We start from the raw sequence: 22281 nt of genomic DNA on the forward strand, positions 1-22281 counted from the left end.
TGTAATCATTAAGATTACAAGGGGTTATTGTGGAGTCGGAGAGAATCGAACTCTCGTCCAAACAAGCTATTAAAGAGCCTTCTACACGTTTAGTCTTTCATCAGGTTTTCGATTATAAGCTGGCAAAAGACAACCCACTTATAACTTATCTTCTTAATCTCGAAAGTGCATCAAAGCGTCACACGATCTAAGTTAATATTTTCGATGCCTCTAATAAGAACGCCATTAACCAAGGCTTTCTGGAGACATTTAGCACTCCTACCTAGTAGGACGAGGCTTAATCTTACTGTGATTCAGATTATGCAGCTAAAGCGTAGTTATTCTCGCCGATTAAAAAGTTGACCTAGCCTTTTACGTGTATCAATGTCATTACACGACGTGCTTACCATTCAATGAGTCTCGCTGTCAAAACCAGTCGACCCCTTTATTAGTAATTTTTATTTTGGCGTTCCCTTTCAGGTCAGGCTTTCGGTAGTCGCTCTTCGCGAGGAGCTCCAACAATACCTCAATCCTTAACGCACTTTCCCAGTGAGCTGTATTAATAACTAAACCGTCTGCGAAATTACTAAAAATACATTTGCAAATTGCATACCAAACCCGTTTTATAACTCCTTTAAGAAAAATTGTCAGTCTTAATTCTTAGTTTAGTTAACATGAAAAATTATGATAGCATAAGGAACAGAAGCAAAAGGGAACATTAGTAAGGGTATAGCCTAAGGTAAAGTCCAAGAACCTGCATTACAAAAATCACTAAAATCATAATAGTAACTTAAGAAACCCACAATAGATAAGAAGGTAATAAAGTACCTTGTATCTAAAAAGATGAAGGAGATTACTTATTAAAATTTTAAAGCGCTACAGAACGTAAAGATTAATTTCGTAAAGCAAAAATTGACTTGCTAAAACGGTAAAATCAACTTATTTTCGTCTAAAATTGTTACACATGAAATTCGCCATTATTAAAGAACGAAAAAATCCACCAGACAGACGTGTGGTTTTTTCTCCTGAAAAATTAGCTGAAGCTAGAGCACAATTTCCGCAGGCAGAATTTGTAGTCGAGTCTTCTGATATTCGTGTATTTTCAGACGATGCATATCGTCAAAAAGGATTTGCCGTTTTAGATGATGTGTCAGACTGTGATGTAATGATAGGCGTTAAAGAAGTACCACTTGAGGCTCTTCTTGCGAATAAAAAATATTTTTACTTCTCACATACCATAAAAAAACAGCCCTATAATCGCAAATTGCTTCAGGTCATGTTGGACAAGCATATCGAAATGTATGATCACGAAACTATTGTCAAACAAAATGGAGCAAGACTCATAGGTTTTGGGCGTTATGCAGGATTAGTTGGTACATACAATGGGTTTCGTGTCTTGGGTTTAAGAGATAAATTGTTCAACCTACCAAAAGTAGAGACGCTTGCAGACTTGAACGAAGTCAAAGCAGAACTAGATAAAATCACATTACCAAACATCAAAATACTACTTACCGGAACAGGGAAAGTGGCACTTGGAGCAAAAGAAATTTTAGACCATTTAAAAATTAAACAAGTCAGTGATGCGTTGTACTTAACTTCTCAATTTACAGAGCCTACTTATGTCATGGCAGACGTCATGGAATACGCAAAACGAAAAGATGGTAAAGTCGGTAGTAAACAAGAATTTTATAAGGACCCAACTTATTTCGAAAGTAACTTTATGCCATACGCTAAAGTAACTGATTATTTTATAGCTGGACATTTCTATGGGAATAATGCGCCATATTTATTTACAAGACAAGATGCTAAACAGCCTGATTTTAAAATCAATTTGGTGGCAGATGTATCTTGTGATATTGATGGTCCTGTGGCTAGTACGATAAAACCATCAACTATTGCAGATCCTTTTTATGGATATGATCCTCAAACTGAAAAAGAGGTCGCTTTTGATGCTAAGGGTGCCATAACAGTTATGGCAGTAGATAATTTACCATGTGAATTGCCAAAAGATGCAAGTGAAGGTTTTGGAGAGCTATTTTTAGAACATGTTATTCCTGCATTTTTTAATAATGATGAACGTGGTATTTTAAAGCGCGCTAGAATCACTACTCAAGAGGGTAAACTCACAGAGCGTTTTAGTTACTTGCAGGATTATGTGAAAGGCTTGGACTAGGGTGCTTTTATAATCTAGAAAACGCTTTCAATAACCAATAGGAAACCGCTAAAAAAGAAGCAAAAGTTAAAGTAAAAACCCAAGCTTCTAAATTAGGTTCAAATATGAGTTGAAACATATCTGAAAAAATACCTATTGGATTATTAATAATTTCCCACGAGTTGTAGCGTAAAAAGCGTCCGAGATATATGCCAAAGGCGGTCAATCCAAAAATCGATAACATTGCAACAAAGACATATTTAGATTTGATATACTGTTTTAATAGGTGTTCCATATCTGATAATGATAAGAAAAACAAGATCAATCCATTAAAAGCAAAGGATAAGATGACGAGCACATCTAACCATTTTAAATGTGGCTTTTCATTCATCAAATGCAGTAAATCAGTAACGATATATGGCGCATTTGGTAAAAATAGTAGCCAAATACCAAAAGCGCCTAAAAAAGTGAGCTTATGAATATTTTTCTTACTCACTAATGCTATTGTTATGGCATAAGGAATACTCGCTAAAAACAAATTCCATACTAAAAAAACTAAGTAAAAGGAATGGTGTAATTTCATTCGAATCATTAATAGTATTAGACTACATGCCAACGACAGCGTTAGTAAATAAAATAGTTTGAATCGGTTGATGAACATCTGTTTTAAAAGTTCCATGGTAATTTAAATTTTGAGTCAATTAAATATATAGTGAGAACACCTAATAGGTAGGCGATGAGGTCTGTTACTTGGAAAGTACTACCTAAAATAATGGTGGCGAGCCGACTAGATCTTAGATTCAAAACATCCAATAGATCAACCATTTGCAGAAATTCAATCATAAAAGCAAACAGGACTACGAAGGCAGCTGGATAAATTGGTTTAATGCTCACAAAACTTCTGATGAGACCATACATCAAAATAACTACCAAATAATCTCCAAAGGTATGCCTGATAAAACCTTCAGTTAAAAATGCTGCAATACAGATTTCTATGAGCAGAATAACTAATGTTAGACTGAGATAGACTTTGTTTATTTTAAGTGTCATAAGAGCATATGTTGATAAGGAAATGTAATGACCATACATAAATAAAGACCAGCTATGGGAATATTAAGAAGCATTAGAACATAGGTTTTTATAGCCTCGTACACATGTCTTTTATGTAACACGGTATTACCAATTATAGCAATGCATAATATACTATTGAGAATTATGGCACTTATAATAAATGCAACAGCCAATCCTATAGGAAAAAAGTTCACTCCAAAATAGAGGTAAAATGCTAATACTGAAGTTCCAATAACGAAGCTTAGTAAGTCAAGAATCTGTCCTGTATGATTTAAATTATTTTTCATGAATACATGCTTTAAATGAAACCTCGTTCATTTCAGAACTGAAAGCGGAACGAGGTTACACCAGCAACTAATTAACCATTATTCCAATCTATTTTCCTTGACACAAACATGACAATGGCTAATATTAAGAACAAGCCAATACTGCCAACTAACAATGCGTAGTTCTCTAGTTGTATAATGACGTAAATAAACGTGTATAGCGCTGTTAAGGATAAACAAATGAACAATGGAAACTTTAAATTTTTAAGGATAGATTTTGAATACAAGGTAATAAGCACAACTACCGAAATACCTGCTACTAAATAAGCTTTTAAAAAGTTACTATGCTCCGATATTGAGACTAGCAATGTGTAAAACATGGTTAATGCCAAACCAATCATTAAATATTGAAATGGATGAATATCAATTTTGCTCATTGTTTGAATTAAAAAGAAGATTAAAAATGTAAGTCCAATCACCAGGAAGCCATACTTAGCAGAACGTTCACTTTTCTGATATTCATCGACCATGACCATAAATTTTGTTCCGAAAGCAAACGCTTTGAGATTGGGTATTTTATTAAGATGCTGCTGAGAAAAGGCTCTGTTAATATGAAGTACTTTCCAATCTGCTTTAAAGCCATCTTTTGTAATCTCTTTAGTTTCATCATTTGGAAGATAATTACCAACAAAACTAGGATCTGCCCAATTTGAAGTCATAGACATAGTGGTGGTTTTCCCAATAGGAATCAAATCAATTTGTCGTGTTCCATTAAATGAAATACTGATACTGAAGTTGTCATTTTCGGTATCTGAAAGATCATTGGCATTTATGAAATTGGATTCTAAAACATCTAGGCGGCTGTTGCTATTAGTCTCCGTATTGAAATTAGTTTGGAAATTATAGGTGTCTGAATTTAGACGTAATAACATCTCACTTTTAATGCCTTTTAAATTTGTGGTTTGTATCAAAACAGAAGCTTTGTCCCAATTAATATCGGCAGGGTTGATGCCTTTGTCCATTAAATCTGTGGGAATAAAATGTCCTGAAAAATCCATAGTAGTTGTAAATACAGCCGATTCAAAATTTCCTCGCTTTAGGGTTTTAGAATCAACAACCACATCAGAATTTAAACGCTCAGGAAATATATAAGCATGATTGATGTGTGTTTTGGTTTCTTTTAAATACGTTTTTGTGGTTTCGTTGTAGGTTTTAGTTTCAGAATAAGTTTTGTAAGGCACTTTTAATATTGGCCCATAAATGAGAACATTATTTCCCCATTTATTATTAATTTCAGTAACGACATCTGCTTGTCGAAAAGACCGTTCGCTAATTAAGCTATTAATATAGGACAGTGGTATGAGCAAAATGATGACTAAAAATCCAACGATGAGCATTCTCGCTGTAATTGATGTTTTTAACCAATTTGATAATTTGTTTGTTTGTGATTTGTTTTGCTGAGGTGTGTTTGAGTTTTCCATATTGAATATTTAAAAGTACTTTGTATTTCAAAGTAAAAGTGTAAAAAAAAGGTTTATTGTTTATTAATTAATTTTTCTAGTGCTTGAATGTGTTTATTAAATTCTGCGTGTCCCAATGTTGTAGTAGAGTAGCGCGTGTTTGGTTTCCTTCCAATAAACTGTTTTTCAACAACAATATATCTAGCTTTTTCTAGAGCTTTAGTATGGCTCGCGAGGTTACCGTCTGTAGCGCCTAGTAATTCTTTGAGCGTGTTGAAATCGGCATATTCATTCACCATTAAAACCGACATAATACCCAAACGGATTCTATGATCAAAGACTTTATTTATGTTGTTAATGATGCTCACAATATCATGTGTTATTAAATGTTAGTGTTCCAAAGTTATAAAAATGAAACTTACTTTATATGATCATATTTAAAGTGCATCCAAGTGCCATATATAATGTGCATGACTCCAAATCCTAGTACCCAAAGCCAAAATCCGTAACCAGGTAATAACGCACAAATGAGTCCTAAAATAATTTGAATGAACCCTAAATACTTAATGTCTCCAATGCTATATTTTGATGCATTAACTAAGGCTAATCCGTAAAAAATAAGCATTAAAGCGCCTGTTTGACCATATTTTTGCTGATTGAGTATAATCAATATGTAGAATCCGCCAACAATTAACGGAATTAAAAAATTAACAATAAGTCGTTTTGAAGTCCCGTCCCATATTTTAGCACCATTTTGTTTTGCCTTTCTGGTGGTTAGATAAATACCGGTTACTGCACTAAGAATTGCAATTACCAATAGATCCAACAGGACCAATTGGTATATGGTACCATCTAAGATGAGTGTTCCGTTGCTATACTCCATGACTAACCAATAGGCTATTGCAGCTCCAATGAGTGCGTATAGGCCAGCCAGTATTCCAGATAAACCACTAAGTGAAATAAAACGAGAGGATTTATTCATTAAATCTTTAATCTCGCTAATATCTTTTAAATAATCTTTTGATTCCATATAAAAGTACTTTGAATTACAAAGTAAATAAAATTATTCGGTTTTTACAAATAATTTTTAGCTGATATTGGTTACATTTATAATTCAACCTTCAATACTCATAAATCATGACTGGATTACTTTTAACGATTGCCAACATTTCTGGTGGTGTATTACTCGGACTAGCAACCTTGGATAAATGGGATGGAGAAAGCAACTTCTTTAATAAAATTGCTGCTGTATTGGCTCCTTTTCAAACAGTTATTGGTGGTGCGCTAGTCGTCATTGGTCTTATTCAAATTTTTGGAGGTCATACTGTCCTTTTAAATATTGTAAGCGTAATAGGAGGGTTTTTATTATTGACGCACTCTGTGCGGAAAGTTCCTGCGCTTGGCGATTCATTGAAAAAACTTTCGGATAAGTTGATGCCATTTAAAGCCATCATTGGAATTGCCATTTTAATTATTGGTATTCTACACATATTTTAGAGCGTTTTGAATCCGGCAGAAGCCTACATATTAAAACAACCAGAGCCTTATAAATCGATCTTGTTGCAGTTGCAGATTCTTATTGAGCATGTGTTTCCAGAGGTTGAACTAAAATACAAATGGCGTATCCCGTGTTATTATATAGGCACAAGACCTATTTGTTATCTAAATCAAAGTAAAGATTATGTAGATGTAGGTTTTTGGCACTCTGCTCATTTAACAAAACACACAGAGCATATGGTTTCTGAGAACAGAAAGGTTGTCAAATCCTTGCGCTATAGATCTACAGCTCAAATTGATGATGCTCTATTTATGAATATTCTAAAAGAAGTTGAGAACCATAAGAATACTTCGTTTTTGAAATAAGAGTTATAATTCCTTAGAAAAAATAGAATAAGCAAACCCTTTACCTTTGTAAGATTTCTTTTGTTTTTTGATTTGTTCAAAGTAATGAGAATCAAAAAAATCAACTGAAGTGATACTAGATTCTGCATTTATAATTTCATAACCTTCGGCCATAATTTGAGATTCGGCAATTCGTAGTAATTTAGAACCTATGGTTTGTCTTTGAAAGTTTTTATGGACGTATAACCCATCCAAATTACATCCTTTTTTAATATGTGCAAATCCAACAATTTGAGTCCTAAACTCTGCAACTATGAAATAAAGATCGTTAATGCGAGCTTCCCAAACCTCGGTATCATCTGCTCCAGATGACCAGATTTCTATTTGTTTTTCAGAATAATCTCTACTATTTATAGCGCGCACAGTGTCTCTATACAAAGCGGTGATTTCTGGAAGATCCTCTAATGTAGCTTCTCTAATCTCTAATTCTTTAATCATAAGTTTATGTTGAATCCCGATAACTATCGAGAGAATTTTAGGCCGGTAATGAAGTCGACCTCAAAATGAAAAATTTCTAATGAAAATGGATGGCATTAAAATCTATAAATTATTTATTGTTTTTCTAATGGCAACCAGATTAGTAAGTAGATGTTCCAAATTATCTAAATGTAGCATATTGGCACCATCACTTTTAGCATTAGCAGGGTCAAAATGTGTTTCTATAAATAAACCATCCACGCTATTTACGATACCAGCTCTTGCAATCGTTTCTATCATATCGGGACGTCCACCTGTAACTCCTGCACTCTGGTTAGGTTGCTGTAATGAATGTGTCACATCTAATACAACTGGAGCGTACTCGCGCATGGTTGGGATGCCTCTAAAATCTACAATCATATCTTGGTAGCCAAACATGGTGCCTCGATCTGTAATCCATGCCTTATCGCTTCCAGAATCTTTAACTTTTTGAACCGCGTGTTTCATGGCTTCCGGACTCATAAATTGTCCTTTTTTTAAATTGACTACTTTTCCCGTTTTTGCAGCAGCAACTACTAAATCGGTTTGGCGCACTAAAAATGCAGGAATTTGTAGAACATCAACATATTCTGCAGCCATTTCGGCATCAGAGATTTCATGAATATCAGTCACTGTTGGGATGTCAAATGTTCGCGAGACTTTTTCAAGAATTTTAAGTGCTTTTTCGTCTCCAATCCCAGTAAAACTGTCAATTCTACTTCTGTTAGCTTTTTTGAAACTGCCTTTAAAAATATAAGGAATTTCAAGCTTATTGGTAATATTGAGAACTTTTTCAGCAATACGTAAAGCCATATCTTCACTCTCAATGGCACAGGGTCCACAAAGCAGAAAGAAGTTATTTGAATTGATGTGTTTTAGTTTTGGAACGTCTGATAATTGCATGTGCTTAAAATTTCAAATTTCAGCAGCAAAGTTAACAAAATATAATACCATTAACTTGCTTGAACATTAATTGTCATAGAAAAAGTCTAGTCTTGCGGCTTGTGTCAAGAAGCAAAGTAGCCTCATGTCTTTTATTAGAAGCTTCTCTTGAAACTATTTCTAATCATCCATAAAGCCATTACAAAATTGGCAATGACAAAAATACCACCGTAAACCATAAATTGTTTTGTTTGCTGAGACAATTTCACAATATTGAAAACATCAGATAAATAGGCGACAATCACATAAGATGATAAGCATACAAAAGTAATTCCTAGAGTGAAATTAAGCTGCTTACTGGGTTTAATTATTTGCCATAAAAAAGGAATTCCAAATAAGAGAATTGGGTAGGCCGTTATTCCTTTGCTTTGGTTGACATCTGTGAACCAGTAAGCAATTACGGCTAAGAAGTAGAGGTAAGGCACAAATTTTGAATATTTACTAATTGTTTCCATTAGTTTACTATTAACTGTTATCAATTAAGTTAACGAAAGATACGACTAGAAATTATCCTTTTTAATCAGTATAACATTTTATTAACTTAAGCTTCGGAAACTTTAACACTTCAAGACTTCAACTTTAAAAGGATTATATATCAATTGATTAGCTGTGAAAGGTCTTGTTCGTTAATCTTTCGAAGAACTTATAAAAAGACCATTTTTATTAATTTATTAAGATGTATTATTTATACAGAAATTAACGTACCTTTGCACGCTTAAAACAAGGCGTCTATTATGGCTAATATTAAAAACATTGCAATTATTGCACACGTTGATCACGGGAAAACTACGTTGGTTGATAAAATCATGTATCACTGTCAATTATTTAGAGATAACCAGAATACGGGTGATTTAATTCTTGATAATAACGATTTAGAGCGTGAAAGAGGAATTACAATTACCTCAAAAAACGTATCTGTAATTTACAAGGATACTAAAATCAATATTATTGATACACCTGGTCACGCCGATTTTGGAGGTGAAGTAGAGCGCGTATTAAATATGGCTGATGGTGTTTTATTATTGGTTGATGCTTTTGAAGGCCCTATGCCTCAAACGCGTTTTGTTTTGCAAAAAGCTATTGATTTAGGCTTAAAACCTTGTGTAGTTATCAATAAAGTTGATAAAGAAAACTGTACTCCTGATGAAGTTCATGAGAAAGTATTTGACTTGATGTTTGAGCTTGGAGCAGAGGAGTGGCAATTAGATTTTCCAACGGTCTATGGTTCTGCGAAGAACAACTGGATGAGTGACGATTGGAAAGACGAAACTGATAATATCGAGCCACTTTTAGATATGGTAATCGAGCATATTCCTGCACCAAAAATTCCAGAAGGTAATACTCAAATGTTGATTACATCTTTAGATTTCTCTTCATTTACAGGTCGTATCGCTATTGGACGTTTAACTCGTGGAGAGCTTAAAACAGGACAAAACATCTCTTTAGTAAAACGTGATAAAAGTATCGTAAAATCAAAAATCAAAGAAGTTCATATCTTTGAAGGTCTTGGTCGTTTGAAAGTTGACAGTGTACAAACTGGAGATATTTGCGCGATAGTTGGATTAGAAGGTTTCGAAATTGGTGATACAGTTGCCGATTGGGAAGCACCTGAAGGTCTTAAAACTATTAATATTGACGAACCAACAATGAGTATGTTGTTTACGATTAATGATTCTCCTTTCTTCGGGAAAGATGGAAAATTCGTAACATCGCGTCATATTAAGGATCGTTTAGCTAAAGAATTAGAAAAAAACTTAGCACTTAAAGTAGAGCCTACTGATAGTGCAGATAAATTTATGGTGTTTGGTCGTGGTGTATTACACCTGTCAGTATTAATCGAAACGATGCGTCGTGAAGGTTATGAAATGCAAATTGGACAACCACAAGTAATCATCAAAGAAATTGATGGTGTAAAATGCGAGCCTATTGAAGAAATGACCATTGATTTACCTGAAACAGTTTCTGGTAAAGCCATTGAAATGGTTACGATGCGTAAAGGTGAAATGTTGAGTATGGTTGCTAAAGGTGATCGTATGGTTTGTGAATTTATGGTGCCTTCTAGAGGGATTATTGGTTTGCGTAACCAACTATTAACGGCTACTCAAGGTGAAGCTATAATGGCTCACAGGTTTAAAGAATATCAACCACTTAGAGGTGGTATTCCTGAACGTCAAAATGGATCTTTAGTGTCTATGGAGAAAGGTCAAGCAATTCCTTACTCAATTGATAAATTACAAGATAGAGGTAAGTTTTTCGTTGATCCAGGTGAAGATATTTACGAAGGTCAGGTGATTGGAGAAAATTCTCGTGGTGATGATATGGCTGTTAATATCACAAAAACCAAAAAAATGAGTAATGTTCGTTCTTCTGGTGCAGATGATAAAGCTAAAATTGTACCCGCAATTAAGTTCTCTTTAGAGGAAGCTTTAGAATACATACAGAAAGATGAGTATGTTGAAGTAACACCTAAATTCTTAAGACTACGTAAAATACACCTTTCGGAAAATGATCGTAAGCGTAATAAGAATAATTAAGCATAATTTTATATAATTTAAATTAAAGGAATCCAATTTGGGTTCCTTTTTTATTTTTCTATATTTACTAAAAATTCATAAATGATACATGTTCTATATTTTGATCCAGGTTTAGGAGCAATGGTTATTCAAGCTATTGTTGCCGCTGTTGCGGGAGTGTTCCTTTTCTCTAAAAATCTTATGTATAAAATAAAGGTGTTTTTAGGAGTCTCTAAGCCAGAAGATGATGTCTTCGATGACATCGATGTAAAAGAGTCTGATATAGAAAGTAAATCAAATAGTGACAAGCAATAATAGACATTCTTCATCTTTTAGAGATCCCTCTGGTTTTATATTTATAGATCAAGGTCTTGTAAAACGTTCCATTTCACCGCTCTACTTTGAGCAGTATAACGCACTTAAATCAACAGGTTTTTTTAAGAAATTGCATACTGCTGGTTTGTTGATTTCGCATGAGGAGCTATGGGCTTCAAATGATGAAGTTATTATACAGCCGGAGCAAATTTCATTTATAAATTATCCTTATGAATGGAGTTTTGGTCAATATAAAGAAGCCGCTTTATTGACCTTGAAAATTCAAAAGTTTGCCTTAGAAAATGGCTTTTCATTAAAAGATGCATCTGCATTTAATGTAACTTTTCACAAAGGTAAAATGGTGTTTATAGATACCTTGTCTTTAGATTTCTATCAAGAAAATTCTCCATGGCGAGCGTACAAACAATTTATAACTCATTTCTTGGGGCCATTATTGCTAGCAAAATACAACGGTTTAGATTCTTTAAAATTAATGAATAGTTTCATTGATGGTGTTCCCATTAAAATGCTGTCGTCAATGTTGCCATTTAAGACAAAACTGAATCCTTTCCTATATTCAAACATTCATTTACTTGCTAAATTTGAAGACAAGCATAACGAAGATTATAAAGGAGAATCTAAAGCAAGCCATTTATCAAAGAAGGCACAGCTCAACATTATTAAAGGGCTTTACGATTTTATAAAAAAAATGTCATTGAAACCCACTAGTGAATGGGGGAATTACTACGATAAAACTAATTATGCAAACGATGCTTTTGACCAAAAGGCTGAGATTATTGATCGATGGATTAAACAATTAGGAGCTAAAACGGTAATTGATATTGGAGGTAATGATGGCACTTTTGTAAGGAAAATAAATCAAGAATTAAAGGAAGCCTTGGTTTGTGATATTGATTATAATGCCGTAAATGCTAATCATATCCTGGTAAAGAAAAATAAAGAAACGTTTATGTTGCCTTTTGTTTTTGATGTTTTAAATCCGTCAGCGAATATTGGCTTTAATAATAAAGAAAGAGATTCCTTTTTAAAGAGGATAAAAGCATATGCGCCCGATGTCACAATGGCATTGGCCGTTATTCATCATATGACCTTGAGTGGTAATATTCCTTTTGAAATGTCTGCAGAATTTTTCTCATCCTTTTCGAAACATTTAGTTATTGAGTTTCCCAAGAGAACAGATTCTTGGGTACAACGCTTGTTAAATACAAAAGGAGAATTCAAAGGGCATTTTGATTTTTATAACATCAAAAATTTTGAGTCGTGTTATGCGAAATACTTCATCTTAGTAGCAAAAGTAGCGATTGATAATTCCAAACGTGTGATGTACGTGTATAAAACGTTATAATTTGAGACAGTCTGTAATTAATTTTCTAAACTCTAAGAAAGAATATGTCTTATTAACGGGATTAGCTGCTGGTATTTATCCGTTTTTACAGTATTTAAATATTCGTTTTTTTATTGTAAACTCAACACGACATATTCTATTTTTTGGAGTGCTGTTCTTGATTACACCAATTTTGTTTTCCTATTCATTTTACTTTATATCAACTAAAGTGAAGTCATTACATAAATACAGCAAGTTCGCACTCCCTTTTGTAAACTTTAGTTTGTTCTCTATTCTTATTATTTTAATTACTGTTGGCATAAAAAAGAAGCTTATTGCTTTAGCTATCATTGTGTCTATAGTTCTCGCAGTGCTATTATATAAGCATTTAAAAAAGGTTGTGCTTTTTCAGTTGATTTTAGCATTAATATCTTTAAGTGCGCTTGCAACTAAATATCATAAGGCTTCAACTGAATCTAATGAATGGATGGAACAGCCTGATAACATAGCATCTGTGATTTTTAAGAAAAAGCCGAATATTTATATTATCCAGCCTGATGGTTATGCGAATTTTTCAGAATTAAAAAAAGGATCTTATAATTTTGATAATTCTAAATTTGAGTCATTTTTGGCCCAAGACGGTTTTAAGTTTTATGATGATTTTAGAAGTAATTATGTGCCAACTGTATATTCTAATAGTTCTATTTTTGGAATGAAACATCATTACTATAAAGCACAATCTAATAAAGAAAATGAAACGTATAATTTTAGAGAAGTTATTGTAAAGAGAAATCCTGTTTTGGAGATATTAAAAGCAAATGACTATAAAAGTCATTTGTTTTTACAAGAACCTTATTTTATACTGGGAGGATTAGAATTAGGTTACGACTACTGTAATATTAATGCTAATGAAGTTCCTTTTTTTTCAAATGGATTTGATATGAAGAAAAGTATCAAATCAGATTTTGAGTCCACTATTATTAGTAATAAATCATCTTCTAATTTTTTCTTTATTGAAAAGATACAGCCTTGGCATATTAGTAACAATAAACGTCAAAGCTCTGGAAAAGAAAAGGAGCGTACAAACTATCTTGATCGTTTAGAAGATGTTAATACTTGGTTGGTGGAAATGATTACTATTATAAATAAAAACGATTCTAATGCTCTTATCATTATTGTAGCAGATCATGGAGGATTTGTTGGTTATGACTATGAGTTGGAGTCTAGAACCAAAAGTTTAGATAGAGACTTAGTTCACTCTGTGTTTTCATCTGCATTAGCTATTAAATGGCCAAATAATGATGTTCCAGAATATGATGATCGCTTAAAGTCCTCTGTTAATTTATTTAGAGTTCTGTTTTCTTATCTTAGTGAGGAGGATTCTTATTTGCAACACCTTCAAGAGGATAAGAGTTATTTAATTATTGAGGAAGGTGCGCCAAATGGTGTGTATGAGGTTATTGATGAAGCAGGTGCTGTTAATTTTGAGGAGTATAAAAATTGATATTTTCAGAACTATTTTTTTAATCCTAGAATACTAAAGAATAGACTAAATAATATCACTTGTATTCCTAAAAGTATCGTAATAACAGCAGGTATAATAATCCTCAATGTATTTGAAGGATTCAAATTTCCGAAGTTATTACCATTCCAATCTGCAAATCCTTTTACACTTAAAATTACGCCTATAAAAACTAGGATAAAACCAAATATAAGCCCCTTTTCTAATGTGATATGTTTGAATAGGTTTTGGTAGCGATTACTTTTTGGTAAGAGTTCATTTTCTACAGCAAAGACCTTTGTTAGGGCGTAAAAAACAAAAAACTGAAATCCTATTAAAATCATACTGGCTGTGTATAATAGCGTATGTATATCTAGAGTAATAGTACCAATAGAAATTGGTTTTATGATTAGTATTATTGATGTTAAAATTCCAATAATCATCAACGATATGCTGGGATACAAAAAAAGCCATTTAGGACTATATAGCGTTAAAAATCTGAGATGCCTCCAGCCGTCAGGCCATGTATTTAAATGTGGAGGTCTTGTTCTCCCGTCCTTATGTAATATTGTCGGAACTTCTGTTATAGATAGATTATTAAGTTTTGATTTAACTATCATTTCTGAAGCAAACTCCATTCCTGTAGTTTTTAATTGCATCTTATTATAAGCTTCTTTTGAAAACCCTCTCAACCCACAATGAAAATCTCCAATTTTTATTTTAAAAAATAAACGACCAATAAATGATAATACGGGGTTTCCTAAATACCGATGTAAAAAAGGCATCGCTCCTTTTTTTATACCACCTTTAAAACGGTTTCCCATGACAAGGTCATAGCCGTCTCTTAGTTTTTCTAAGAAGGGCATGAGTGATTCAAAATCATAGCTATCATCAGCATCTGCCATAATAATATAAGTCCCTTTTGCCTCGTTAAATCCACCTTTGAGAGCATTGCCATAGCCTTTTTCTTTAATGTGTACGACAGTCGCATTAAGCTTTTTAGCAATGGCTATAGAGTTGTCTGTACTGCCATTATCTGCAATTATAATTTCTCCATAAACATTGTTTAAACTCAAAAAGTGTTGCGCTTTAGAAATACAAATAGCTAATGTTTCTTCTTCGTTTAAGCATGGCATTACAATAGATAGCTCAGTTTTTAATTCCATTCTTAAATAGTTTTGTAAGGATAACAAAGGTTAAAAATATAAATATATAATTATAGAAAAGGTATCTCATTATAGAATGACTTGCAAAAGCGACTAACATGGCATTAGATAGAGTTAAAGCAGTACATAGAAATAAGAGGATGTATGTTTTGTTTTTACACAGCGCTTTAAAGATACTAAATAGTAAAATTAAACCAATGAAAATCAGTAAAATAGAGGAATAGAATCCATGTGAAATATTGGCATAATATAACTGAATCCATTTTTTGAAATTATTACTGATAAGTGTCTTTGTTAGAGTCTTACACGTTTTCTCAATATTATAAAATGCTTGTGCATCTGCTATTTCGATAGTATTAGTAGTAATTAACGCTTTGTCAAAGTAATGTTTTTTACCCAATTCATGGATGGTTCTATTGCAAATTGGAGGTACATTATTATGGAAAAAATTGTAGTACTGAGCATAAGAATTTAGGCTGTCTTGCGAGGACATGAGAAGCTTTTCAATTTTTAGCTTTTGATAACTCTTTTCAAAAACTATCTTGTCATCATAAGATGTAATATGTTGAGAGTCATTTTCGCTAGAAACAAAGAATGCAGCGGTTGATGCATTTACAAAACCAAAGGGTGTAGTCATGAAAATACCGTCTTTTAATTTATGGTAAGTGGCCTCTGCTAACACAACAACAACAGGCATGCTGATTAATAGGATTAGCTTGAAAATCTTTGATATTTTTAACAGTTGAGATTGTTTTTCTAAAAAATAAACAAAAGCAAAAATAAGAGGGGTAAAGATAAATTGCCCTCTTGTGAGCGCTAGTAATACATAGAAAATAAATGCAAGTAGTAGTTTTTTATAACTGTCATTCTTAATGAAATCTAGAATTGTTGCTATAAAGAGGAGATATAAAGGATAACTTATACCTTCTGGGCAAATGTTGTTGGCAACATAAAGTGGATTGAAAAAAGGAAATATTAATAACACCATTAATATGACCTTACTAATAGTACTTAAATTGAAAATTTGTGTTGCTTTCTTAAAGAAAAAATTTACCGCTAAAAGACCAAAAGCACCTTGAAAAATGAGGATGCTTAAATCAAAAAAACTAGAAAAAATAAATTTAAAAGATTTTAATAATAGGACATAGCCAGGATGGCGATATGGTAAAGCATTTAGATAACTCCTAGTGTCTGGAGAATAAATAGCTTCGTTCGTAATAATAAATATAAATACCAGCAGATAAACAACTCTTAAAATGGTGTTTTCTTTAAAAATGGTTCTTAATTTCAAAAGCGGGTTTTAGAGTTTTTCAAATATAAAAGAATTGAATCAAAACGGATTCTAAGATTCAAAAATATTGTAATTTGTGGACATTTAAAACAAAAATGACACAATCTAATTTGAACGCGTTTAAAGTTAAAAGATACAATCAAATTGACTGTTTAGTTTGGAATGCCTTTGTGTCCAATTCCAAAAACGCTACATTTTTGTTTAATCGTGATTTTATGGAGTATCATCAGAATAGATTTGATGATTATTCATTAATGGTTTACAAAAATGAAAAACTGCTAGCTTTGGTGCCTGCTAACAAAGTTGGAGATTCTGTCTTTTCTCATCAAGGGTTAAGTTATGGAGGTATCCTTTTATCTCAAAAAACAAAGTTCGAAACCGTTGTTAAGCTGTATTATGTAGTCTTAAGATTTTTAAATGAAAATGCTATTAATACCTTTGAATTAAAGTTACTACCCAAGATCTATAATCTATTGCCAAGTGATGAAATAGAGTATTTGCTTTTTAAAACTAAAGCCAATCTGCATAGACGAGATGTATCTATGGTTATTGACTATGCTTGTAAACAAGAATCGTCATCTAACAGAAAACGAAATTTAAAAAGAAGTAAGCTTAATAAAGTAAGCGTAAAAGAAGTCTTTGAATTTGACAATTTTTTTAATCAAATTCTAATTCCGAATTTAGAGCAAAGATATGAGACTATGCCTACACATTCTTTAGAGGAAGTTGTAGCATTAAAGTTGAAATTCCCTGATCATATAAGGCAATTTAATGCCTATCAAAATAATGAGATTATTGCAGGTGTAACTATTTTTGAGTCTTCTAAAGTAGCTCATGCGCAATATATTTCTACAATAGCATCTAAAAACGAACTAGGCGGACTTGATGCTATTTTTGATTTTTTAATAAATAAATTATATAGTAGTAAACATTATTTTAGTTTTGGTATTTCAAATGAAAATCAAGGACAACAAGTAAATCGAGGTTTACTTAATTGGAAAGAAAGTTTTGGAGCACATGCAATAACTCATGATTTTTATACTATAAATACTGAAAATTATAGATTATTGGACGATGTAATGTTATGATTAAATTTTTAGATTTAAATAAAATTAATTCAAAGTACGAAGAGGCCTTCTCATCTCGATTTAAAGTGTTTTTAAATTCTGGATATTATATAAAGGGATCTGAACTCAATCAATTTGAAGAAGATTTTGCAAACTATTGTGGCACAAAACACTGCATTGGAGTTGCTAATGGTCTTGATGCGTTAACCCTAATTTTTAAAGGCTATATAGAATTAGGTAAACTGAACCTTGGTGATGAAGTGATAATTCCCGCAAACACCTATATTGCAACCATACTTTCTGTTATTAATTCTGGGCTTAAACCCGTATTTGTAGAGCCAAACGAAGCAACTTTTAACATCTCGCCTTCGGAAATTTTAAAACACCTTAAACCATCGGTTAAAGCCATATTGGTCGTTCATTTATATGGACAGTTAGCAAACATGTCTGAAATTAGTACGATAGCCAAAAATAATAACCTTCTGGTTATTGAAGATGCTGCCCAAGCTCATGGAGCGGTATCTATTTCCGAAGAAAAAAAAGCTGGAAACTTATCTCATGCCGCAGGTTTTAGTTTTTATCCCACTAAAAACCTAGGAGCTTTAGGCGATGCAGGAGCTGTCACTACCAACGATGATGCCTTAGCAGCATGTATTAAATTATTGCATAACTACGGAAGTTCCAAGAAATATGTCAACGAAAAAATTGGAATTAACAGCAGGCTAGACGAACTGCAAGCATCATTTTTAAATGTGAAACTAAAAGACTTAGATACGCAGAATGAGATAAGACGTGACATTGCTAAACGGTATTTAAAAGGAATTGATAATCCTAAAATAGCACTTCCGTTTTATGATGGGTCTAATAATCATGTGTTCCATGTTTTTGTTATTAGAGTAGAAGACAGAGCACATTTTACGACCTATTTGGACCAAAAGGAAATAGGGTTCTTAATTCATTATCCTATCGCTCCACATGACCAAAAAGCCTTGTCTCTTTATAAATCTCTATATTTGCCAATTACAGAGGCCATTCATGATACCATAATTAGTATCCCAATGAGTCCTGTAATGACTAATGAAGAGATTGAAACAATTATTAATGCCCTAAACCTTTATTAATTGAAAAGCTTAATTAAATACATTAACACTAATGTATTATTTAAAGTAGCACATCTTAACTCTGCGACGATTATTACTAAAATTATTGCAGGTGTTTTGACATCTAAGGCCATTGCTTTTTTTATTGGTGTTGAGGGCATGGCATTGATTGGCAATCTCAGGAATTTTTTAGGAGCTATTCAATCTATTTCAATACTCGGGTTTTATAATGGCGTAGTTAATACCATTGCTAAATTTAGAGAGGATAGCATTAATTTAAGTAAAACCTTATCTACTGCATATTATTTATGCTTCTTCTCAACTATTATAGTTGCATTTACATGTTACTATAATGCGCAATTCATCAACGACTTATTATTTTCATCGTATTACGACTTTGCCTATGTCATTAAAATAATGGCTTTAGCATTACCATTTTATGCATTGAACATGATGAGTTTTTCCATAATGAACGGCTTTTCTAACTACAAAATGCTACTCATTATTAATATCATAGGTCAAATTTTAGGCTTGTTAGTAACGTTGCTTTTAATTTATCAAGACCGTATAGACGGCGCTTTGATTGCTGCAGTTGTTGCACCATCCTTGATCTTCTTAATTACTTTGGTAGGTATCGTAAATAGAAGAAACTTAATGACGTATATTAAAATAGATCATATAAGTTTTGATGTTTTTAAATCTTTTAGTCCATATACTGCAATGGCCTTAGTTACTGCAGTTGCTTTACCTTTGATTTCTATTTGTATTCGTAATTATATTATTTCTGAAATTGGAATAAAAGAAGCGGGTTACTGGGAAGCTATGAATAGGATTTCTAGTTACTACTTGATGTTTATTACGTCAATAATTACGCTTTATATAGTCCCTAAGTTTCGTCAAATTAAAACTAAAGCAGACTTTAAGAAGGAGATTTTTAGTTTTTATAAGTCTGTGATGCCAATTTTTGGATTAGGCTTGGTTTTAATTTATTTTTTAAAGCCTATTGTCGTACCTCTCATATTTTCCAAAGAATTTAGACCTGTAGAAAATCTATTCTTTTGGCAACTCTTAGGAGACTTTGTGAAGGTATTAACGCTCGTTATATCGTATCAGTTTTTAGCTAAAAAAATGTTCACGCATTTTATTATTATTGAAGTATTTTTAATCATAACACTGTACTTCTCTAGTGTTTATCTTATTGATATCTATGGCGTAGAAGGTGCAGTCATGGGACATTTTTTAAGTTATATAATGCATTATGGGATTGTGTTACTTATTTTTGGAACATCGCTGTTTGGGATCATCCCAGAAACATCAGATAAGCCATAACTAGATATTTGGTTAATGCCGAAACAAAATAACGATTATACGAGTATTTTTAAATCTACATCTCTCTTTGGAGCAGTGCAGATGTTTAATATACTAATTTCTGTTATTAGATCAAAAGTAGTTGCCATTTGGATAGGACCAACTGGTATGGGGATTCTAGGCCTTTTATTGTCGACCTTAAATGTATTAGGTGAGTTTACAAAGTTGGGGTTAAGTACGACAGCAGTTAGAGAAATTGCGCAAACCGAAAGCAAAGGCAATAATACGGTAGAAACGAATCTCATTATAGCTACGATAAAAAAGGTAGTTTGGTTTACTGGATTTTTTGGGGTTCTATTGACACTAATTTTGTCACCATTGTTGAGCTACCTTGCTTTTGATAGTTACGAGTACACGCTTGCTTTTATTTGGGTTTCTATATCGTTACTCTTTAATCAGATCTCGGCTGGGCGATTAGCAATTCTTCAGGGTTTTAGGAAGCTTAAATTATTAGCGAAGGCTAACCTTTTAGGCAATTTATTAGGACTTCTTATAAGCTTGCCACTGTATTTTTTTTATAGACTAGATGCTATAGTTCCGGTAATTATTGTGTCCTCTTTTGTTGCGCTTATAGTGAGTTGGTCATATTCCAGAAAAATGGAATTCAATATACTTAAGGTGTCGAATAAGCAGGCGTTTAGGAAGGCTAAAGGCATGCTCAATTTAGGGTTTATGTTGAGTATTAGAGGTTCTATTACTTTGGTTGCTGCTTATGTATTTCAATTGTATTTAAGTAATGTTGGAGGTTTAGATGAGGTTGGGTATTATGTTGCAGGTTTTATGATTATAAACTCTTATGTGGGTATTGTTTTTAATGCGATGAGAACAGATTATTTCCCTAAACTATCTGGTGTGATTGACGATGTAAAAGATGTTAACAAAACAGTAAATAATCAATCGGTCATTGGGATCTTAATTATCGGGCCTTTAGTGGTTACCTTTTTGACATTTTTGCCTATTATAGTTAAAGTGTTATACACACCATCTTTTCTTATTATAATTGGATTTGTGTCTTGGGCTATTCTTGGAATTTTATTTAAAACATTATCTTGGTCAATGGGTTATGTCATCTTGGCAAAAGGGGATTCTAAGCTATTTTTGAAAACAGCTTTGTTTTTTAATGTCTTAATGCTTGTTTTTAATGTTGTAGGCTATCATCTTTATGGTTTGGATGGTTTAGGAATAAGTTTTTTCTTGTATTATATTATCCATTTTATTGGAATTAAAATTATTACAGCACGTCAATATGACCTAAATTTAGATAAAGATTTAATTGCTATTTTCTTGGTACTCTTAATTTTGTCAATAGCTACATTTATAGCAACCTATATAAATGAAATTGTAGTTAAATATGTAGTATGTTCTATTTTAATGATAGTGACATTACTATATTGCTATGGTCAATTGGATAAAAGAGTTAACTTTAAATCTTTAAAGAATAAGTTTATTAAGAATAAAAATGATTAAAATTTTAAAACTTATATATTTTTATTTTTACCTCGGTTATAAGAAAATTAAGTTTTTCTTCTCTATTAATTGGTGTAAAACCTTGTATTTTAATTTCAAAATGTTACCCTTAGCTCAAGCAAAGAAGTTACCTTTTTATTTCTATGGAAAAGTGAAGTTTGCAAGTTTGAAAGGTTCTGTTACTATTGATGCTACTTTAAAACGAGGTATGATAGGTTTTGGACAACAGTATGAAATGAATACAAGATCAAAAGGGATCGCAGAGCTATATATAAGAGGGTTTTTAAAATTTAATGGTTTTGCTCAATTTGGAAAAGATAACTTCGTTTATATTAAAGAAAATGCAAAATGCACTATTGGAAATATGGCATCCATTGCAACTAGTGGTAAACTTATTTGTACTAATAATATAGTGCTAGGTAATTATGCAAGGCTAGGTTCAGAATGTCAAATTATTGATACAAATTTTCACAAACTGATTGATATAGAAACAAAGGAAGTGCTTAAAATGTCATCACCTATACAAATAGGAAATTATAACTTTATAAGTAATAGAGTTACTATATTGTCAAAAACAGTAACACCAGATTATTGTATAATTGCATCAAACAGTCTTTGTAATAAAGAGTACTTGAGTTTGGGTAATCATATTCTTATTGGAGGTGTACCTGCTAAGCTTTTAAGAAGTAATATCTCCAGAGATTGGGAAGGAGAAGAAGATAGGATGAAAAAACATTTAATTATATGATTTTATTTGTTTTTCCAAAAGTCCAAATACTTTTTGGTAATATTCAATAATTCATGTTCTTTTTCTATAAAACGCCTTGCGTTTTTAGATATTATTTCAATATGTTCAGGATTATTAATTAACCATTCTAAATCTACAACAATACTATTGACATCAGGTTTAGCATTAATAG

At 32.4% G+C, this 22281-nt stretch carries 23 protein-coding genes and 1 other RNA gene; 12 read left to right on the forward strand and 12 right to left on the reverse strand.

Annotated features, from left to right (window positions below; translation table 11 throughout):
* Window positions 1-27 precede the first annotated feature (27 nt).
* Window positions 28-423: a transfer-messenger RNA gene (gene ssrA, locus ACJAZK_RS12065) on the reverse strand.
* A gap of 520 nt (window positions 424-943) precedes the next feature.
* On the opposite strand from ssrA, the gene ACJAZK_RS12070 reads away from it, so the two are divergent.
* Window positions 944-2152, forward strand: coding sequence for an NAD(P)-dependent oxidoreductase (locus tag ACJAZK_RS12070; protein ID WP_415224209.1), 1209 nt, complete (start codon window positions 944-946; stop codon window positions 2150-2152).
* 7 nt (window positions 2153-2159) lie between these two features.
* Here ACJAZK_RS12070 and ACJAZK_RS12075 read toward each other — a convergent pair whose 3' ends face one another.
* The 6 genes from ACJAZK_RS12075 to ACJAZK_RS12100 form a co-directional block, all read right to left on the reverse strand.
* A complete protein-coding gene (locus ACJAZK_RS12075) occupies window positions 2160-2714 on the reverse strand; it encodes a DUF1361 domain-containing protein (protein ID WP_415224210.1) in 555 nt (184 codons plus the stop codon).
* A gap of 83 nt (window positions 2715-2797) precedes the next feature.
* A complete protein-coding gene (locus ACJAZK_RS12080) occupies window positions 2798-3181 on the reverse strand; it encodes a DUF2809 domain-containing protein (protein ID WP_415224211.1) in 384 nt (127 codons plus the stop codon).
* Window positions 3178-3489: a hypothetical protein gene (locus ACJAZK_RS12085; RefSeq protein ID WP_415224212.1), complete on the reverse strand. Its 312-nt coding sequence runs from the start codon at window positions 3487-3489 to the stop codon at window positions 3178-3180. Before ACJAZK_RS12085 ends, ACJAZK_RS12080 begins: the two co-directional genes overlap by 4 nt.
* A gap of 71 nt (window positions 3490-3560) precedes the next feature.
* Window positions 3561-4949 carry a cell envelope integrity protein CreD gene (creD, locus tag ACJAZK_RS12090; RefSeq protein ID WP_415224213.1) on the reverse strand — a complete coding sequence of 463 codons (1389 nt, stop codon included), beginning with the start codon at window positions 4947-4949 and terminating at the stop codon, window positions 3561-3563.
* Between the two features lie 53 nt (window positions 4950-5002).
* Window positions 5003-5296: a winged helix-turn-helix domain-containing protein gene (locus tag ACJAZK_RS12095; protein WP_415224214.1), complete on the reverse strand. Its 294-nt coding sequence runs from the start codon at window positions 5294-5296 to the stop codon at window positions 5003-5005.
* 50 nt (window positions 5297-5346) lie between these two features.
* Complete coding sequence (locus ACJAZK_RS12100) at window positions 5347-5958, reverse strand: hypothetical protein (protein ID WP_415224215.1); 612 nt, start codon at window positions 5956-5958, stop codon at window positions 5347-5349.
* Between the two features lie 107 nt (window positions 5959-6065).
* Between ACJAZK_RS12100 and ACJAZK_RS12105 the strand changes: the two genes are divergently transcribed.
* Both ACJAZK_RS12105 and ACJAZK_RS12110 read left to right on the forward strand, forming a co-directional pair.
* Window positions 6066-6425, forward strand: a complete 360-nt coding sequence (locus ACJAZK_RS12105; protein WP_415224216.1) for a hypothetical protein — start codon at window positions 6066-6068, stop codon at window positions 6423-6425.
* A gap of 6 nt (window positions 6426-6431) precedes the next feature.
* Entirely contained in the window at window positions 6432-6791 is a 360-nt protein-coding gene (locus ACJAZK_RS12110; protein WP_415224217.1) for a DUF1801 domain-containing protein, read from the forward strand.
* Window positions 6792-6794: 3 nt separating this feature from the next.
* Here the strand turns inward: ACJAZK_RS12110 and ACJAZK_RS12115 are convergent, their stop codons facing one another.
* The 3 genes from ACJAZK_RS12115 to ACJAZK_RS12125 form a co-directional block, all read right to left on the reverse strand.
* On the reverse strand, window positions 6795-7268 hold the full coding sequence (locus tag ACJAZK_RS12115; RefSeq protein WP_415224218.1) for a GNAT family N-acetyltransferase: 474 nt from the start codon (window positions 7266-7268) through the stop codon (window positions 6795-6797).
* A 102-nt stretch (window positions 7269-7370) separates the two neighbouring features.
* Window positions 7371-8189 carry a 3-deoxy-8-phosphooctulonate synthase gene (kdsA, locus tag ACJAZK_RS12120; protein ID WP_415224219.1) on the reverse strand — a complete coding sequence of 273 codons (819 nt, stop codon included), beginning with the start codon at window positions 8187-8189 and terminating at the stop codon, window positions 7371-7373.
* A gap of 134 nt (window positions 8190-8323) precedes the next feature.
* On the reverse strand, window positions 8324-8683 hold the full coding sequence (locus tag ACJAZK_RS12125; protein WP_415224220.1) for a hypothetical protein: 360 nt from the start codon (window positions 8681-8683) through the stop codon (window positions 8324-8326).
* Between the two features lie 279 nt (window positions 8684-8962).
* Here ACJAZK_RS12125 and typA point away from each other — a divergent pair, with 279 nt between their 5' ends.
* From typA to ACJAZK_RS12145, 4 genes are all read left to right on the forward strand, one after another.
* Window positions 8963-10762: a translational GTPase TypA gene (gene typA, locus ACJAZK_RS12130; protein WP_028871017.1), complete on the forward strand. Its 1800-nt coding sequence runs from the start codon at window positions 8963-8965 to the stop codon at window positions 10760-10762.
* An 81-nt stretch (window positions 10763-10843) separates the two neighbouring features.
* Window positions 10844-11056 carry a hypothetical protein gene (locus ACJAZK_RS12135; RefSeq protein WP_415224221.1) on the forward strand — a complete coding sequence of 71 codons (213 nt, stop codon included), beginning with the start codon at window positions 10844-10846 and terminating at the stop codon, window positions 11054-11056.
* Complete coding sequence (locus tag ACJAZK_RS12140; protein WP_415224222.1) at window positions 11043-12422, forward strand: class I SAM-dependent methyltransferase; 1380 nt, start codon at window positions 11043-11045, stop codon at window positions 12420-12422. The genes ACJAZK_RS12135 and ACJAZK_RS12140 overlap by 14 nt, the downstream gene beginning before the upstream one ends.
* Before the next feature lies 1 nt (window position 12423).
* The gene (locus tag ACJAZK_RS12145; protein WP_415224223.1) at window positions 12424-13905 is read left to right on the forward strand and encodes a hypothetical protein; all 1482 of its coding nucleotides are present in this window, start codon (window positions 12424-12426) and stop codon (window positions 13903-13905) included.
* Between the two features lie 11 nt (window positions 13906-13916).
* Here the strand turns inward: ACJAZK_RS12145 and ACJAZK_RS12150 are convergent, their stop codons facing one another.
* On the reverse strand, window positions 13917-15068 hold the full coding sequence (locus ACJAZK_RS12150; protein WP_415224224.1) for a glycosyltransferase family 2 protein: 1152 nt from the start codon (window positions 15066-15068) through the stop codon (window positions 13917-13919).
* A complete protein-coding gene (locus tag ACJAZK_RS12155) occupies window positions 15052-16359 on the reverse strand; it encodes a hypothetical protein (RefSeq protein WP_415224225.1) in 1308 nt (435 codons plus the stop codon). Before ACJAZK_RS12155 ends, ACJAZK_RS12150 begins: the two co-directional genes overlap by 17 nt.
* A 95-nt stretch (window positions 16360-16454) precedes the next feature.
* Between ACJAZK_RS12155 and ACJAZK_RS12160 the strand changes: the two genes are divergently transcribed.
* The 5 genes from ACJAZK_RS12160 to ACJAZK_RS12180 all read left to right on the forward strand — a co-directional run bounded on the left by ACJAZK_RS12160 (window position 16455) and on the right by ACJAZK_RS12180 (window position 22109).
* Window positions 16455-17447, forward strand: coding sequence for a GNAT family N-acetyltransferase (locus ACJAZK_RS12160; RefSeq protein WP_415224226.1), 993 nt, complete (start codon window positions 16455-16457; stop codon window positions 17445-17447).
* Entirely contained in the window at window positions 17444-18547 is a 1104-nt protein-coding gene (locus tag ACJAZK_RS12165; RefSeq protein WP_415224227.1) for a DegT/DnrJ/EryC1/StrS family aminotransferase, read from the forward strand. Before ACJAZK_RS12160 ends, ACJAZK_RS12165 begins: the two co-directional genes overlap by 4 nt.
* The gene (locus ACJAZK_RS12170) at window positions 18548-19855 is read left to right on the forward strand and encodes an O-antigen translocase (protein ID WP_415224228.1); all 1308 of its coding nucleotides are present in this window, start codon (window positions 18548-18550) and stop codon (window positions 19853-19855) included.
* 15 nt (window positions 19856-19870) lie between these two features.
* Window positions 19871-21361, forward strand: coding sequence for an oligosaccharide flippase family protein (locus ACJAZK_RS12175; RefSeq protein WP_415224229.1), 1491 nt, complete (start codon window positions 19871-19873; stop codon window positions 21359-21361).
* A 100-nt stretch (window positions 21362-21461) separates the two neighbouring features.
* A complete protein-coding gene (locus tag ACJAZK_RS12180; RefSeq protein WP_415224230.1) occupies window positions 21462-22109 on the forward strand; it encodes an acyltransferase in 648 nt (215 codons plus the stop codon).
* The last annotated feature ends 172 nt before the right edge of the window (window positions 22110-22281 follow it).

Source organism: Psychroserpens sp. (assembly GCF_047633235.1).
In the GTDB taxonomy this organism is placed as follows: Bacteria; Bacteroidota; Bacteroidia; order Flavobacteriales; family Flavobacteriaceae; genus Psychroserpens.